Raw genomic sequence first — 14,943 nt, 5'->3', positions numbered from 1 at the left:
GGCGTTTCTGCACTACAGAGCGGTGGCGGAGGGATTTGAACCCTCGGAGGGCGTTAACCCTCACACGCTTTCGAGGCGTGCTCCTTAGGCCGCTCGGACACGCCACCGCCGACGAGGGTACAGGACCGTCGGTTCGGACGCCGAACCGGTATCGCCCGGGGCGGCCTGGCAGGATCTTTGCCATGAGTACGCACATCGGCGCGAAGCCGGGCGAGATCGCCGAGCGGGTCCTGATGCCGGGTGACCCCCTGCGGGCCAAGTGGATCGCGGAGACCTACCTCGAGGGCGCCACCTGCTACTCGACGGTTCGGGGCATGCTGGGCTTCACCGGCCGCTGGAACGGTGTCGAGGTTTCCGTCCAGGGCTCCGGCATGGGCATGCCGTCGGCCTCCATCTACGCCCACGAGCTGATCAACGAGTACGGCGTGAAGACGCTGATCCGGGTCGGCTCCTGCGGTGCCCTCAGCACCGACCTGCAACTACGGGACGTGGTGGCGGCGATCGGGTCGTCCACCGACTCGAACATGAACCGGATGCGCTTCGACGGGCTGATCGACTACGCCCCGGTGGCCGACTTCGGGCTGCTGCGTACCTCGGTCGAGGTGGCCGAGCGGCGCGGCATCAGCATGCACGTCGGGCCGATCCTGGCGGCGGACGCCTTCTACACCGACCGACCGGACCTCTACGACACCCTCGCCGACTACGGCGTGCTGGCGGTGGAGATGGAGTCGGCGGCGCTCTACACGATCGCCGCCCGGTTCAAGGCCCGCGCGTTGACCGTGTTGACCGTCAGCGACCACATCAAGACCGGCGAGAAGACCACGTCGGAAGAGCGCGAGCAGACCTTCAGCCAGATGGTCGAGATCGCCCTCGACACGATCATCGCCTGACCCGTTCCGGCGGGGCGACATCACTGCGAAGAGCGGTATGACTCAGAGGTATAGATATGACTCTGAGTCATACCGCTCTTCCGCAACAGGCCGGTCCAAGCCGCGCAACGCCGGCCCCGTCAGCATCGCCCAGGCCGGCGCGCGGGGTTTCGGGCTGGGGCTGTCGATCGTCCGCGCGGTGGCGCGGGCCCACGGCGGCACGGCCGAGGCACAGCCCCGCCCGGCCGGTGGCCTGATCGTCACGGTCACCCTGCCGCCGGCCTGACCGGCGACCCGGCTTCAGCGGAAGAACGCGCGCAGGACGGTGGCGGTCTCGGCCTCAAGCACCCCGCCGTAGACCTCGGGGCGGTGGTTGAGCCGACGGTCCCGCAGCACGTCCCAGAGCGATCCGGCCGCGCCGGTCTTGGGTTCCCAGGCGCCGAACACGACTGTGGAGACCCGGGCCAGCACCAACGCCCCGGCGCACATGGTGCACGGTTCGAGGGTGACCACCAGGGTGCATCCGTCGAGCCGCCACCGGCCGGTGCGCTCGGCAGCTCGACGCAGGGCCAGCACCTCGGCGTGGGCGGTGGGGTCGCCGGTCAGCTCCCGCTCGTTGCGTCCGGTGGCCAGCTCGGTGCCGTCCGGTCCGTAGAGCACCGCCCCCACCGGCACATCGTCGACGTCGGTGCTGACCGCGCCGTCGACGGGTGGGCCGGTGACGGCGACCTCCAGGGCGCGGCGCATCCACCGCTCGTGCCGCTGCCGTCGACCGACCTCGCCAAACTCGGCCAGGCCCTCGTGGGCACCGGGCCCGGCACGGCCGACCGCGCCGGGAGTCGGCTGCCCCGGCCGGATCGACTCCAGAGACGGATCGGTGGCGTCGGCCGGCTCAGACCTCACGCAGCTCCTCGACCTCGTCTACGCAGCCGAGCACCTGGCAGATCTCGGCGGTCACGTCCGCCGGCAGCATCCCCTCGTGGGCGCAGAGGGTCAGCAACTTCTGTGCGGAGATGCCCAGGTTGGCCAGCAGGTCGGCATCACCGACCGGGTCGGCCTCCGGGTCGACGACCGGCTGCTCGCTCTCGTCGTCCCCGGTGCTCACCGGGCGTGGCTCGTCGTCACCGTCGAGCCCGGTCACCGAGGTCTTCAGGTCACCGACAAGCAGCGACCCCAACTGCGACTCCTCGGCGTACGCGGAGTCCGAGCCGAACACCCGCAGATCCTCGCCCTCGTCGAGGCGCAGGATGACCAGGTACGCGTCGTCGGCCTCGACGAAGAGCAGCGACACGTCGGCCTCCTGGTCGACGTCCCGCAGCCGGTCGGCAACCTCGTCGATGTCGGCGGCGCCACGCAGGCTGACCTCGGCGGCGGTCCAGCCACTGTCGTCGCGCACCACGGCCGCAGCGAAGTACGACACGGTCCCCCCAATAGCCCTCGACACAGCGTCGACTCGTTACGCGTGCACGTTAGCCGGTCAGGTCGGCAGGCGACCCGTCAACGCCCCGAAGGGCGGGTCATTCCTGACAAAGTCGGGTCAGCCGACGACTCGACGGCGGGTGGCGATCAGCTGACGCAGACGCTCGGTGCGCTGCCGCTGCGGTCGGCTGCGCTGCCGGACCGCCCGGGCGCCCGCCAACTCGGCCAGCAATTGCAGGCGACGGCGACTGCGATCGGGATCCTGCCGGGGAGTGGTCCAGGCCATAGTGCCGAGCGTGCCGAGTCTCGGCGGTCCCGTCAAGACGGCGTTCGCTACGCAGCCAACCGGGCACACGGTGCAGTCACCGCGTGCCCTCTCAAGGCCGGCGCACGCCGGTCACCACAGCGGCCAGTCACCACTTGTCGCCCACCGGACCGCCACCACGGCGGCAGCGATGCTCCACCCACCCGCCGTGACGATGGCGACCCCGGTGGCCACGCCTCGGTCGCCGTACCGGACCAGCACCAGCGCGGTGACCCAGGCCGACAGGCCGGCCGCCACCGTCCACCACGCATAGCTGGCCACGTCGGTGCCGAGCAGGCCGAACAGCAGCAGCCAGCCGGTCGCCGCGCCGCCGCCGGTGGCGACACCACCGCCGGTGATCGGGTGCGGCTCGCGGTAGGTGGGCCGGGTCGGGGGCCCGGAGGGGAAGAGACCCGAGGGGGTACGCGGCACCGGCCGGGCGGCACCGAAGTCCGGGCCAGGTTCGGGTCGGGCAAAGGTCACCGTCGCTGCCCTCCCTCACGCGTGCCGCTCGTGCCCACGGTACCGGCTCTGCCAGGATGACCTGATGTCCTCGCCGACGATCAGCCGCCGCGTTCGTCCGGCGTACCCGATTCTGCTGCTGCTCGCCCCGGTGCTTGTCGCCGGCTGCGCGACCACCAGGCCGGGCGTGCCGGCCGACGGCGCGGCACCGACGCCACCTGCGGTCTGGGCGACCGCCGACCAGCCGCCGTCGCAGTCACCCACGCCGACGGCGACGGCGGCCGACCCGAGCGCGCCGGCGCCGTCGTCGGCCAGGCCGTCGGCGACGGCACCCCGCACCGGGCTGAAGCATGTCTTTCCGGTACGCGCGGACAACGTCGACTATCACCCGACGCACGGCGCGTACCCGGCGACGGACCTCTTCGCCGACTGCGGCGAGCCGTTCGTGGCGGTGACCGACGGCACTGTGCTCGAGGTGAGCCGCGTCGACAGATACCGCAAGCGTGGGCCGCAGGGGCCGGACAACGGCGGCCTGTCGGTCTCCCTGCTCGGTGACGACGGCGTGCGCTACTACGGGTCGCACCTGAGCGTCGTCAGCAGTGGCGTCGACGCCGGGGTGCGGGTCCGCGCCGGGCAGCAGCTCGGCAAGGTGGGCCGCACCGGCAACGCGAACAACGTGTGTCACGTGCACTTCGGCGTCTCGCCGGCTTGCACCGGCAAGGACGGCTGGTGGATCCGGCGCGGGGTGATCTGGCCGGCGCGTTACCTGGACTCCTGGCGGCGCGGCGGCAACCGCGAACCAGCGGCCGAGGTCACCGCATGGCAGCGCAAGCACGGCTGCCCGAAGGCACCCTGACATGGCGCACGCGAGGGATCCCATCGCCGACCTGCGCCGGATCGCGTTCCTGCTGGAGCGGGCGAACGAGGCCACCTACCGGGTGCGGGCGTTCCGGTCGGCGGCGAAGGCGCTTGCCGGCCTGTCCACGGCCGAGCTGACCGAACGGGCCGGCATCGGCACGCTCACCGAGCTGACCGGAGTCGGCGACGTCACAGCCCGGTGCGTGGCCGAGTCCCTCGCCGGGGAGGAGCCGGTCTACCTCCGCCGGCTGGTGGCGACCGAGGGCAGCGACCTGGACGCCGAGGCCACGGCGCTGCGCGCCGCCCTGCGCGGCGACTGCCACACCCACTCGGACTGGTCCGACGGCGGCTCGCCGATCGAGGAGATGGCACTGGCCGCGGTGGAGTTGGGCCACGAGTATCTGGTGCTGACCGACCACTCGCCCCGGCTGACGGTGGCCCGGGGGCTGACCGCGGACCGACTGCGCCGGCAGCTCGATCACGTGGCGCAGGTAAACGCGGCGTTGCCCGAGGGGTTCCGGATCCTCACCGGGATCGAGGTGGACATCCTCGCCGACGGCTCGCTGGACCAGGACGACGACCTGCTGGCGCGGCTCGACGTGGTGGTCGGGTCGGTGCACAGCGGCCTGAAGGACGAGCGGTCGAAGATGACCCGGCGCATGCTGACCGCCGTCGCCAACCCACACCTGGACATCCTCGGCCACGTCACCGGGCGGATGGTGTCGTCCCGTCCGGCCGGGGTGACCGGGCCGGGCGATCGGGGGCACCGCGCCCGGACCCGGGCGGAGAGCGACTTCGACGCGGACGCCGTCTTCGCCGCCTGCGCCGAGCACGACACCGCCGTGGAGATCAACTCTCGGCCGGAGCGGCAGGACCCCCCGAAGCGCCTGATCCGTCGCGCGGTGGAGGCTGGCTGCCGGTTCGCGATCAACACCGACGCCCACGCACCCGGGCAACTCGACTGGCAACGATTCGGCTGCGAGCGCGCCGCCCTTTGCGGCGTCCCCGCCGACCGGGTGGTCAACACCTGGCCGGCGGAGCAACTGGTGGCCTGGACGCACAGTCGCACCTGAGCGTCGCCCTCGCGTTTCGGCGTCGTCCCGGCGTTTCAGCGCCGGGCGGGTTCGGCTGCGGGTGCGGCGGGCGCGCCGAGGCCGACGACAGGGCTGCTCCGGCGGCGACCGAACATCCCCTGCGAGACCGCGACCCCGAGCAGCACGATCAGCGCGCCGACCGGTTGGTGCCAGTTGAGTCGTTCGTCGAGCGCCACGGCACCGATCAGCACCGCGAAGATCGGAATCAGGTATGTGACGGTGGAGGCGGTGCTCGCGCCAGCCACCCGGATGTTGCGCATGTTGATGACGAACGCGAGCCCGGTGCCGAGCGCCCCGAGGGTCAGCACACTCGCCACCACCCCCGCCGACAGGTCGGTGGGCAGTGGCGGCAGGCCGGCGACGAACGGCGTGACGATGGCCAGTTGCGCGGCGGCGAGCAGCAGTTGCGCGGTGGAGAGCGACAGACCTGAGTGCGTGCTGCCGGCGACGAACCGCTTCTGGTACGGGATGGCCACGCCGTAGCAGGCTGCCGCACCGAAGCACATGAGTTGGCCGGTGAAGTGCGCCCCGCCGATGCCCTCCCAGACCCCGAGCACCACGAGCACCCCGACGAAGCCCAGCCCGAGCCCGACCGCACGGCGCAGGGTCAGCCGCTCGGTGCGGAAGACGAGCACCGCCAGCGGCAGCACGATCAGTGGCGTGGTGGCGTTCCAGATGCCGGCGAGCATCGACTCGACCCGCTGCTCGCCATAGCCGAAGAGGGTGAACGGCACGGCCACGCCGAAGGCGGCGACGACGGTCAGGTGCGCCCAGACCCGAGGCTCGCGGGGCAGCCGGTCGCGCAGCACGGCGAGGACCACCAGCAGGGTCAACGCGCCGGCGACGACCCGGTAGAGGGTGAGCTGAACCGGGTGCAGCTCGGCCACGCCGACCTTGATGAAGAGGAAGCTCGAACCCCAGATCGCGGCGAGGGCGATGAAGCCGGGCAGCCAGGCACGAACCGGCGCTTTGTCAGGAGTGGTATCGGTGGTCACCCCTGACACTCTGCCGCAACCGTACGACAAAGTCGCGCGCCTTTCCGCCGTCGCACCGTGCCCGAATCCGCAGCTCCAACACGACAAACGGCGGCGACACGGGGGGTGGGATGGTCACGTAGGGTCGCAGGGTGGGACGAATTGATGAACTCGCCAACCGCTACGTGGCCGAGTGGGCGCCGTTGAGCCCCACCGGCGCGACCTTCGTCGGCATCTCCGGCCATGACGACCAGCTCGACGACCTGTCGCCCGACGGCTACGCAGCGCGCGCGGACCTCACCCGCCGCACGCTCGCCGAGCTGGAGGTGACCGAGCCGGAGACCGAATCGGAACGGATTGCCAAGGAGGCGATGCAGGAACGGCTCGGCCTGGACCTCGCCCGGTACGACGCCGGCGAGGTGACAAGTGAGGTCAGCGTGATCGCCAGCGGGCTGCACGAGATCCGCATGGTGTTCGATCTGATGCCCACCGCGACTAGTGACGACCAGGCCAACATCGCGGCCCGGCTCAACGGCTTCGCCACGGCCTTGGAGGGTTACAAGACCACGCTGCGCGAGGCGCTCGCCGCCGGCGAGGTCAGCTCGAAGGTGCAGCTGGTCGAGGTGGCCAAGCAGTGTGACATCTGGGTCGACCCGACCGGGGACAACTTCTTCCACGGGCTGGTCGAGCGGCTGGGGGCGGACGGCACGCTCGGCTCGGAGCTGCGTCGGGGTGCGGCGGCGGCGACCGCGGCGACCGCCGAGTTCGGTCACTTCCTGCGTACCGAGCTGGCCCCGCACGGGCGAGACAAGCAGGCCGCCGGCCGGGAGCGGTACGAGCTCGCGTCGCAGTACTTCCTCGGCGCCAAGATCGACCTGGACGAGACGTACGCCTGGGGCTTTGCCGAGCTGGCCCGCCTGGAGGCGGAGATGCGGGTCGTGGCGGGGCGCATCGCCGGCTCCGGTGCCACCGTCGACGAGGCCGTGGAGACGTTGGACGCCGACCCGGCCCGGACCATCCAAGGCAAGGAGGCCTTCCGGGACTGGATGCAGGCGCTCGCCGACAAGGCGATCACCGAGCTGCACGGCACCCACTTCGACATCCCGGAGCAGGTCCGCCGCATCGAGTGCTGCCTCGCCCCGACAAGCGACGGCGCCATCTACTACACCGGCCCGAGCGAGGACTTCTCCCGCCCGGGTCGGATGTGGTGGGCGGTGCCACAGGGCATCAGCGACTTCTCCACCTGGCGCGAGGTGACCACGGTCTACCACGAGGGCGTGCCGGGTCACCATCTCCAGGTGGCGCAGACCGCCGTCCGGGCCGACCTGCTCAACCGTTGGCAGCGGCTGCTCTGCTGGGTCTCCGGGCACGGTGAGGGCTGGGCGCTCTACTCGGAGCGGCTGATGGACGAGTTGGGTTACCTGGAGGACCCGGGCGACAAGCTCGGCATGCTCGACGGCCAGGCGATGCGCGCGGCCCGGGTGATCGTGGACATCGGCATGCACCTGGAGCTGGAGATCCCGAGGGACAATCCCTTCGGATTCCACCCGGGTGAGCGGTGGACGCCCGAGCTGGGCTGGGAGTTCATGCGGGGGCACTGCCGGGTTCCGGACGAGAACCTGCGCTTCGAGCTGAACCGCTACCTGGGTTGGCCCGGTCAGGCGCCGTCGTACAAGGTGGGTGAGCGGATCTGGCTGCAGGCCCGCGAGGACACCAAGGCCCGCAAGGGCGCCGACTTCGACCTGCGGGAGTTCCACCGGCAGGCGTTGGACCTCGGTGCGCTGGGCCTCGACCCGCTGCGCCGGGCGCTGGCCCGACTCTGAGCCACAACTGAGCCCTTGACGGCTCCGCTGTCCGGAGATAAAAAAGCCCCGGCGGCGGAGCCGTCCTCTCGGGTAGGTCAGGGGTGGGCGGTGGGTGCTCGACTTCGACCCCTCGCGGTGCTGCTGGGCACCGTCGGCCTGAGCCTGGGCTCCTGGGTCGGCGGCCGTGGTGACACTCCACCCACGGTTGGTGGCACGACTTCAGCCGCACGACCGGGTACCTGTGCGATGACTGGCGGGCCGAACGCGCCGGTCTGACTGTCACACTCGAGCATTCGCCGACCGGTGCGCAACTCATCGTGGCGCCCATCTGGCCGGCGCTCGCTCCCCTGTTGGTGCCACTGTGGCTCGTGCTCGTTGCCCTCGGTGCGTACGCCCTCAGGGCCTCCGCGGCTCGCGGTGACGCCAACCGGTCCGTGGCTGTCGTGGCTGTGGGCTGGGTTCTGGGCTCCCTGGCCACGATCGCGGCGCTGATCTTCCTGTTCCTTCTGGCGCAACCCACGAGGCCCTAGGCGAGTTGCGGGCGCAGCGGCCGGTCGGCAGTAGGCGACGGTCACCTACGTGGGGGCCGATGGCGTCGTTCAGCCGAGGGTCAGCGCCAGCGCCGGCCGCGCGGTGAGCTTGTTGCTGACGACGTACGCCAGGTCGATGACCGGGTCGGTGAACGTGACCGAGAAGGGCAGAGTGACCGGGATGCCGTCCGGAAACGGCAGGTCCGGAGTCAGAGTGATCTTGATGCCGAGCAGTTTGCCGACGAACCGGGTGGCGTAGAAGGCCACGTCACCGCTGACGGTCAACCGGTCGGTCGCGTACCGCTGGTTGCGGCCCTCGGGGCCGTCGGCGCGCAGCAGGAAGTCGTTCGTCACCGCCTCCCGCATGCTGAACTTCAGCACCTCGATGTCACCCTTCGCCGTGTGCAGGTCGGTGATTCCCTCGAACCGCAACTGGGTCATCTTGACCGAGGAGCCGGTGAGCTTGGAGGGCGTCTGTGCGACAGTCGGCAGTCCCGGGTCGGCGGCGATGCGTGGTAGGGGCTTGCCGGGCTCCACAGTTCCCGGCGTCGCTGGCCGACCCGGCTTTCCCGGCCGACCCGGCTTCCCCGGCCGACCCGGCTTCCCCGGCCGACCCGGCTTCCCCGGCCGACCCGGCTTCTCCGGCATGCCTGCGGGCGGCGGGCAGGTGACCGGCCCGGGGCGGCCCGTCGGCGTGCCGTTCGGTCGGACGGTAGGGCTCGGTGCAGGCGTCGCGCTCTCCTCGGGGTCTCCACCGGTGAGCAGGTCGCCGAGTCCGTCCAGGATGTCGCCGATGATGGTGCCGTTCCGCGTCGGACTCGCCGTCGGTGTCGGCGTGGCCGCGCCGCCGCTTGGCGACGGGGTGGCGGTCCGGGAGGGCGCGGGGCAGACGGTCGAGGCCGGTCGCGTCGATGCGGCCTGCACGGGCCGAGGCTGGGCGGCCAGACCGGCAGCGGTGAGGCCGAGTACCACCAGGACGATGCCGAAGGTACGCGGATCAGCCGCCCGCCCCGGCCCTTCCGGCGGCACCGATTCCGAAGCGACCTCCTCGGAAGCGGCCTCCTCGGAAAGCGCCTGCTCACGAACGGCCGGCATCGGCGTCCAGGCGAAGGCGAGCGCGCTACCGACGATGCCGAGCAGCAGACCGACGAAGAAGCCGCCGAGGTTGAGCCCGATCAGCGAGTAGACCGCGGTGACCGCCGCGACGACCGAGTAGAACAGCCGCTGCGCCGGAGTGATCCAGAGCAGCAGGCCACAGGTCACCAGGATGACCGGGATCAACAACGAGAGCAGGCCTGTCGCGCCACTGTGGAAGCTGAGGCCGTTGAGGGTCATCCGGGTGGAGGCGAACATCTCCAGCCCGGCCAGGGCGATGAGCAGTCCGCCCCAGAACGGCCGGCTGCGCTGCCAGCGGCGGAAGAGCCTCCACGCCTGAGCCGGACCACCGGGCCGGGCGTGGGACGGGTTCGCGGTTGTCACGTACTCCTCCTGGCCGAACGGGATCGGGGGCATGGGCCCGGCCCGCGGTGTCGACAGGCGCGGGCCGGGGCTCATCTCAGAAGCACTCCTTGCCCTTGGCGTCGTCACCCACGTTGACCTTCAGTCGGAGGCCGACCAGGTTGAACGTGGCCGCCGTGGTGTAGCGGGACACCTGCCGCAGGTTGGTGATGGTGACGTGGTCGGAGTTCTGGCCGAACGAACCGGCCTGCGCGGTCGGGTTCAGGTCGGTGGCGTCCCGACCGATCCTGATGTTGGTGAAGGTCGCGTTGCCGTTCAACGAGTCCATGGCGATGAGCAGGTCCTTGGCGCGGGCGGGTTCCTTGCCCTCGCCCGCGTTGATGGTGAGCACCACCGGCAGGCCCGGCAGGTCGGCGCGGACGGACTGGCAGAGGCTGTACAGCTCGGCGCTGCTGATCTCGGAGAGGGCGATCGGGTGGACCTGGCCGGACTTCCCGTCCTTGCCCTTCTCGCGAACGATGCCGCCGTACTGCTTGAAGCCGTCGCCCTCGAGGCGCTCGGCACCGATCTTGAAGGTCTGCCCGGAGACGGTGATGTCGGAGGCGATCGCGCCTGTCGACATCCCGAACAGGATGGCGCCGGCAGCCGCCGTGGCCGGCAGCATCATCGCGGCGAAACGCCGCCATCGGGTACGACCCTGACTGTCAAACCGATCCTGCACGGGTTCCTCCTCGGGTCGATGCGCGCGAGTGGCCGGTCCCCGATCGGGCGGCCCGTCCGGGGAGCCCGCGGTCTGTTACCGGCTGGTAACCATCGGGCTTGATGGTGCACCCGGGGCGGCGCAGGTCACAACCCCCTGACTACTCGGCGGTAACAGTCGGACGACCAGGCGAAGGCGCGTTGTCACCGACCGTCAGGCCCTCACGCAGAACGGTCCTCCAATATGGCCACAAGGTAGACATGTGCGGCACAATGCGCTGCACTGAGTGACCACGCATTGACAAATTACAATCAAGTAACAAATGTAAAGCAGGCGAGCGGCACGGGTTGCCACATGACGAGGGGTGGACCGCGTCGCGGTCCACCCCTCGGTCGTACGTCCGGTCGTCAGCGCGTCAGCGCTGCTCCACCTCGCCCGGGGCCGGCCGCTGGGTCGGCACGGTCGGGTCCTCCGACTTCCAGTTCGTCGAAGCCGGCGGGATCTCGTCGCTCAGTGGCCCGCCGACCGGCTGCGGCCTGGGCTGCTCGACGGTGTCCGGGTCGCGTACCGGCTCCTGGTCCACCCGGGTCGGCGTCGGGTCGGCGACCGCGGGGTCGGCCCGGTGCCGGGCGGTACCGCCCTCGGGCCGGGTCACCAACCACACACCGAAGACGACAGCGATCAGACCGAGGACACCGGCGACGATCGGGCCCCAGAAACTGATCAGGCCGATCTTGAAGCGGTTGTCCTTGACCGTCTCGACACTGCGGCTGACCGTGTCGTCGGTGTAGTTGAAGTCCGCGTCCAACAGCACGGTGGGGGTGCCGGTGTTGGGGCGCAACTCCTTGTGCTGCTGCTCCCGCACGTTCACGTAGGAGCCGGTGACCGGGTCGACCCAGAGCGTACGGATGTTGCTGTAGACGACCTGGCCGCTCGTGGCGCCGGGGGCGAACTTGCCGACAAGCGTCTGGATGCTGCTCTCCGGGGTGGCCAGCACCTCGTTCTCGATCCGCTGCTCGAAGCGGTACGCCTCGATGCCCTTGACCTTCTCGGTGCCGACGAACTTCGCCGGGAGAGCCCGCTTCAGGTCACGGTCGAAGACCTGGTAGTCACGCTTGTCGGTGCCGAACGGGAACTTGTAGATCTGGCCGGAGTACTTCACGTTGCCGACCGGAGTGCCGTCCGCGCCGGTCTCGTTGAGCCACTGCTCCTTCCACGAGGCGGCCGCGCCGGAGATCCGGTCGAGAGCGAGTTCGGTGCTGTACTGGCTGACCACGTCCTGGTTGTCGGTGCGCCGGACCGTCTGGTAGACGTCCCAGATCACCGCGTCACCCTTGAGGTCCTTGGGCAGCCGATCCTTGGTGTCGTCGGGCTGCGGAATGACCTCCACACTGGACACCAGATCGGCCTGCGGAACCTCGATGCTCACCGAGCTCCCGGTTGCCGTGATCTTCAGGAACCTGGCGTTCTTCGCCTCGGCGACGGACGTCGTCGGCTCAAGATCATAGGGGAGCTTGGTCACGGCGGGGGCCACGTAGAACGGCAGCCCGGCCGCGAAGACCAGCAATAAGACGCCAAGCCCGAAGAGCGCGGCGCCCACGCGAAGCTTCACTCATCCTCCTGTAACCTGCCGCCCTACGACCTGTTGTCCGGGGCACCCGATCCTTAACATGGCGGGAGGTTACTCCCCGGTCACCTTCAAAGCGACCCCCTGGATGTCCAGATGTCCACAGCCGCCGCGCCAACAGTTTCGGAGCCTTCGGTAACCGGCCGACTCCCCGCCCTCGACGCGCTGCGAGCAATCGGTGCGGTGGCGGTCGTCGGTCACCACGTCGGGTTCCAGACCGCCGCCACCATGAACACCTCCTGGGGCGGCTGGCTGGCGCGACTTGACGTGGGTGTCGCCATCTTCTTCGTACTGTCCGGGTTTCTGCTGTTCCGGCCCTGGGCTCTCAACGCTGCGACGGGCCGGGCCCGACCCGGCGCCGAGCGCTACCTGTGGCGGCGAGCCCTGCGCATCCTGCCCGCCTACTGGTTGGCGATCGTGGTCTGCCTGGTCGTCCTGCCGCAGAACGGGCAGGCGTCCGTCGGCGACTGGATCCGGCACCTCACCTTCACCCAGATCTACCAACCCGGCCAGTTGCGCGCCGGGCTCAGCCAGACCTGGAGTCTCGCCACCGAGGTGGTGTTCTACCTGATCCTGCCGCTGCTCGCGGTGCTCGTCGTCGGCCGGTCCTGGCGTCCCGTCCGGACCATCGTGATGATCAGCGGGAGCGCGTTGCTGACCGCGGGTTGGCTCACCATGATGGGGCTCGGCTGGCTCGACACCGCCCTGCACACCATGTGGTTCCCCTCGTACGCCGCCTGGTTCGGCGCCGGCATGGCACTTGCGGCGGCGCACGTCGCCCTGCGCACCGGAACCGCGCCCGCGGTCTTCCGGGTCCTCGACGACCTGGCCTCCGCGCCGGTCACCTGCTGGGCCGCCGCCGTCGGCCTGATGGCGATCGCGACGACACCTGTCGCCGGCCCCCGCGACCTCACCGAGCCCACAGCCGCCGAGTTCGGCGTCAAACTGACCCTGTACCTCCTGGTCGCGGCGCTGATCCTGATCCCGGTGGCCTTCGGCGGGCCGGGCCGGGCCAAGGAGATCTTCGGCAGCTCGTCCGCCCGGTGGCTCGGGGCGGTCTCGTACGGACTGTTCCTGTGGCACCCCATGGTCATCGAACTCATCTACCTGGTCGACGACCGGCCGCTGTTCACCGGCGGGCTGCTCAACACCTTCGTCCTCACCATGACCCTCGGCCTGGTGTACGCCGCGGTCAGCTACTACGGCGTCGAGCGCCCCCTGCAACTGCTCGGGTCGCAGCGTCGACGCCCGCGCGGACAGGCGTCCGGCACGCCCGCCACCGCCGTGGCCGCACCTGCCACCACACCGCCGACCGTCGCGACCGGCACTGCCGCGCCCACCGTCGGCGGGTAGCGCCCAGCGCTGGCCCATCGGGGCATTGCCGGCCGGCACAGCAGCCCCTAATGTGACGCGGGTCGCTAAATTACTTGAGAGTAGGGTTCGCGTGGAGCGTCGCTTCGGCATGCCCGGACACGTGTTGTTCCTCAACTGGCGAGACACCCGCAACCCCGAAGGTGGCGGCTCCGAGGTGTACGTCGAACGGATCGCCGCCGAGCTGGTGGCGCGCGGATTCCGCGCCACTCTCTTCTGCGCCGCCCACCGCCAGGCCCCCGCCGACGAGGTCAACGAGGCGGGTGTCCGGCTGGTACGACGCGGCGGCCGACACAGCGTCTACCTCTGGGCAGCGCTCTGTTACGTCGCTGGCGCGCTGGGCCTCGGCCCGCTGGCGGCCCGTCGAGGTGGCCGGCCCGATGTCCTCGTCGACGTCTGCAACGGCTTGCCGTTCCTCGCCCCGCTGTGGGCACGACGCCCGGTGGTCAAGCTGATCCACCACGTGCACCGCGAGCAGTGGCCGGTGGTGCTTCCACAGTGGGCGGCCCGGTTCGGCTGGTGGATCGAATCGTCACTCGCCGTACGCCTCTACCAGCGGTGCCGGTACGTCACCGTCTCCGAGGCGACCCGCCGGGAGCTGGCAGCGCTCGGCGTACCCCCGGAGCAGGTCTCGGTGGTGCACAACGGCACCCCGACGCTGCCCCACACCGACGTCGAGCGGGCGGCGTTCCCCCTGCTCGTGACGCTCAACCGGCTGGTGCCACACAAGAGGGTCGAGGTGGCACTGCGGGCCGTCGCGGCCCTCGCCGACGAGCTGCCCCAACTACGTCTGGTCGTCGCCGGTCAGGGCTGGTGGGAGTCGCACCTGCGTGACCTCGCCGCCGAGCTGGACATCACCGACCGGGTGGACTTCCGCGGCTTCGTGACCGAGGAGGAGAAGGCGGCCCTGCTCGCCTCGGCCTGGGTGGCCCTGACCCCGTCACTCAAGGAGGGCTGGGGGCTCACCATCGTGGAGGCGGGTTCGGCGGGCACCCCGACGGTGGCGTTCCGAGGAGCGGGCGGAGTCGCCGAAGCGGTCGTCGACGGGCGTACCGGCCTACTGGCCGACGACATCGACGACTACCTGATGAAGGTGCGCACGCTTCTGCACCGGGATGAGCTGCGGCGCGAGATGGGCGCCCAGGCCCGGGAGCACGCGGCCAGCTTCACCTGGCAGGCTGCGGGCGGACGCTTCGAAGCGATCCTCAAGGGTGCGGAGTCGCCCCGCCCAGTGCCGCAGCGGGGCGAGCCGTCCTACCTGTCGCCGTAAACCGCGGGGGCGTACGGGTCCTTCTTTCCGGCCCGCTTGGCCGCCTCCGAGACCTGCTTGGCCTGGTTCACGGCCTCCTCGTCGGTGGCGGTCGCGGCGGCCGAGATCCCGCCGAGAGCCAGGACCCCCAGCAACGCCGCCACCAGGCCAGACACGGCCAGGGTCAGAGCTCTACGCATGCCAATCCTCCAATGGCGAGACG

14 protein-coding genes, 1 tRNA gene and 2 pseudogenes are annotated in these 14,943 nt (G+C 70.5%); 7 read left to right on the top strand and 10 right to left on the bottom strand.

From position 1 onward, the window contains the following. Positions 1 to 20: 20 nt before the first annotated feature. Positions 21 to 107 (bottom strand) — tRNA-Ser (locus ACWER9_RS27840). Positions 108 to 182: 75 nt separating this feature from the next. Between ACWER9_RS27840 and deoD the strand changes: the two genes are divergently transcribed. Beyond that, on the top strand, positions 183 to 890 hold the full coding sequence (gene deoD / locus ACWER9_RS27835) for a purine-nucleoside phosphorylase (protein ID WP_030328147.1): 708 nt from the start codon (positions 183 to 185) through the stop codon (positions 888 to 890). 133 nt (positions 891 to 1,023) lie between these two features. Then, a pseudogene (locus tag ACWER9_RS27830) lies at positions 1,024 to 1,155 on the top strand (ATP-binding protein); the annotation flags it as partial. Between the two features lie 14 nt (positions 1,156 to 1,169). Here the strand turns inward: ACWER9_RS27830 and ACWER9_RS27825 are convergent. The 4 genes from ACWER9_RS27825 to ACWER9_RS27810 form a co-directional block, all read right to left on the bottom strand. Beyond that, on the bottom strand, positions 1,170 to 1,664 hold the full coding sequence (locus ACWER9_RS27825) for a nucleoside deaminase (protein WP_452304624.1): 495 nt from the start codon (positions 1,662 to 1,664) through the stop codon (positions 1,170 to 1,172). Between the two features lie 97 nt (positions 1,665 to 1,761). Next, a complete protein-coding gene (locus ACWER9_RS27820; RefSeq protein ID WP_452304621.1) occupies positions 1,762 to 2,289 on the bottom strand; it encodes a tRNA adenosine deaminase-associated protein in 528 nt (175 codons plus the stop codon). A gap of 117 nt (positions 2,290 to 2,406) precedes the next feature. Beyond that, positions 2,407 to 2,574 carry a hypothetical protein gene (locus tag ACWER9_RS27815; protein WP_167493094.1) on the bottom strand — a complete coding sequence of 56 codons (168 nt, stop codon included), beginning with the start codon at positions 2,572 to 2,574 and terminating at the stop codon, positions 2,407 to 2,409. Positions 2,575 to 2,685: 111 nt separating this feature from the next. Continuing rightward, complete coding sequence (locus tag ACWER9_RS27810) at positions 2,686 to 3,075, bottom strand: hypothetical protein (RefSeq protein ID WP_452304620.1); 390 nt, start codon at positions 3,073 to 3,075, stop codon at positions 2,686 to 2,688. Positions 3,076 to 3,139: 64 nt separating this feature from the next. On the opposite strand from ACWER9_RS27810, the gene ACWER9_RS27805 reads away from it, so the two are divergent. After that, on the top strand, positions 3,140 to 3,910 hold the full coding sequence (locus tag ACWER9_RS27805; protein WP_452304619.1) for a M23 family metallopeptidase: 771 nt from the start codon (positions 3,140 to 3,142) through the stop codon (positions 3,908 to 3,910). A gap of 1 nt (position 3,911) precedes the next feature. Next, complete coding sequence (locus ACWER9_RS27800) at positions 3,912 to 4,985, top strand: PHP domain-containing protein (RefSeq protein WP_452304618.1); 1,074 nt, start codon at positions 3,912 to 3,914, stop codon at positions 4,983 to 4,985. On the opposite strand, the pseudogene ACWER9_RS27795 reads toward ACWER9_RS27800, so the two are convergent. Further along, a pseudogene (locus ACWER9_RS27795) lies at positions 4,868 to 6,001 on the bottom strand (DMT family transporter); the annotation flags it as partial. The gene ACWER9_RS27800 and the pseudogene ACWER9_RS27795 sit on opposite strands and share 118 nt — an antisense overlap. Positions 6,002 to 6,132: 131 nt before the next feature. On the opposite strand from ACWER9_RS27795, the gene ACWER9_RS27790 reads away from it, so the two are divergent. Continuing rightward, positions 6,133 to 7,803 carry a DUF885 domain-containing protein gene (locus ACWER9_RS27790; RefSeq protein WP_452304617.1) on the top strand — a complete coding sequence of 557 codons (1,671 nt, stop codon included), beginning with the start codon at positions 6,133 to 6,135 and terminating at the stop codon, positions 7,801 to 7,803. A gap of 581 nt (positions 7,804 to 8,384) precedes the next feature. Here the strand turns inward: ACWER9_RS27790 and ACWER9_RS27785 are convergent. The 3 genes from ACWER9_RS27785 to ACWER9_RS27775 all read right to left on the bottom strand — a co-directional run bounded on the left by ACWER9_RS27785 (position 8,385) and on the right by ACWER9_RS27775 (position 12,085). After that, positions 8,385 to 9,794: a DUF6114 domain-containing protein gene (locus ACWER9_RS27785; protein ID WP_452304616.1), complete on the bottom strand. Its 1,410-nt coding sequence runs from the start codon at positions 9,792 to 9,794 to the stop codon at positions 8,385 to 8,387. Between the two features lie 76 nt (positions 9,795 to 9,870). Beyond that, a complete protein-coding gene (locus ACWER9_RS27780; protein WP_452304615.1) occupies positions 9,871 to 10,494 on the bottom strand; it encodes a DUF6230 family protein in 624 nt (207 codons plus the stop codon). A 394-nt stretch (positions 10,495 to 10,888) separates the two neighbouring features. Next, positions 10,889 to 12,085, bottom strand: coding sequence for a porin PorA family protein (locus tag ACWER9_RS27775; RefSeq protein WP_452304614.1), 1,197 nt, complete (start codon positions 12,083 to 12,085; stop codon positions 10,889 to 10,891). A gap of 111 nt (positions 12,086 to 12,196) precedes the next feature. On the opposite strand from ACWER9_RS27775, the gene ACWER9_RS27770 reads away from it, so the two are divergent. Both ACWER9_RS27770 and ACWER9_RS27765 read left to right on the top strand, forming a co-directional pair. Continuing rightward, positions 12,197 to 13,453, top strand: coding sequence for an acyltransferase family protein (locus tag ACWER9_RS27770; protein WP_452304613.1), 1,257 nt, complete (start codon positions 12,197 to 12,199; stop codon positions 13,451 to 13,453). A 109-nt stretch (positions 13,454 to 13,562) separates the two neighbouring features. Next, entirely contained in the window at positions 13,563 to 14,741 is a 1,179-nt protein-coding gene (locus ACWER9_RS27765; RefSeq protein WP_452304623.1) for a glycosyltransferase family 4 protein, read from the top strand. Here the strand turns inward: ACWER9_RS27765 and ACWER9_RS27760 are convergent. Beyond that, positions 14,726 to 14,920: a hypothetical protein gene (locus ACWER9_RS27760; protein ID WP_452304612.1), complete on the bottom strand. Its 195-nt coding sequence runs from the start codon at positions 14,918 to 14,920 to the stop codon at positions 14,726 to 14,728. The two genes, ACWER9_RS27765 and ACWER9_RS27760, sit on opposite strands and share 16 nt — an antisense overlap. Between the last annotated feature and the right edge of the window lie 23 nt (positions 14,921 to 14,943).

The sequence above is a fragment of the Micromonospora sp. NPDC003944 genome, assembly GCF_053605225.1.
The sequence above is the reverse complement of the archived record's forward strand: the minus strand, read 5'-3'. Positions and strand labels throughout refer to the sequence as shown.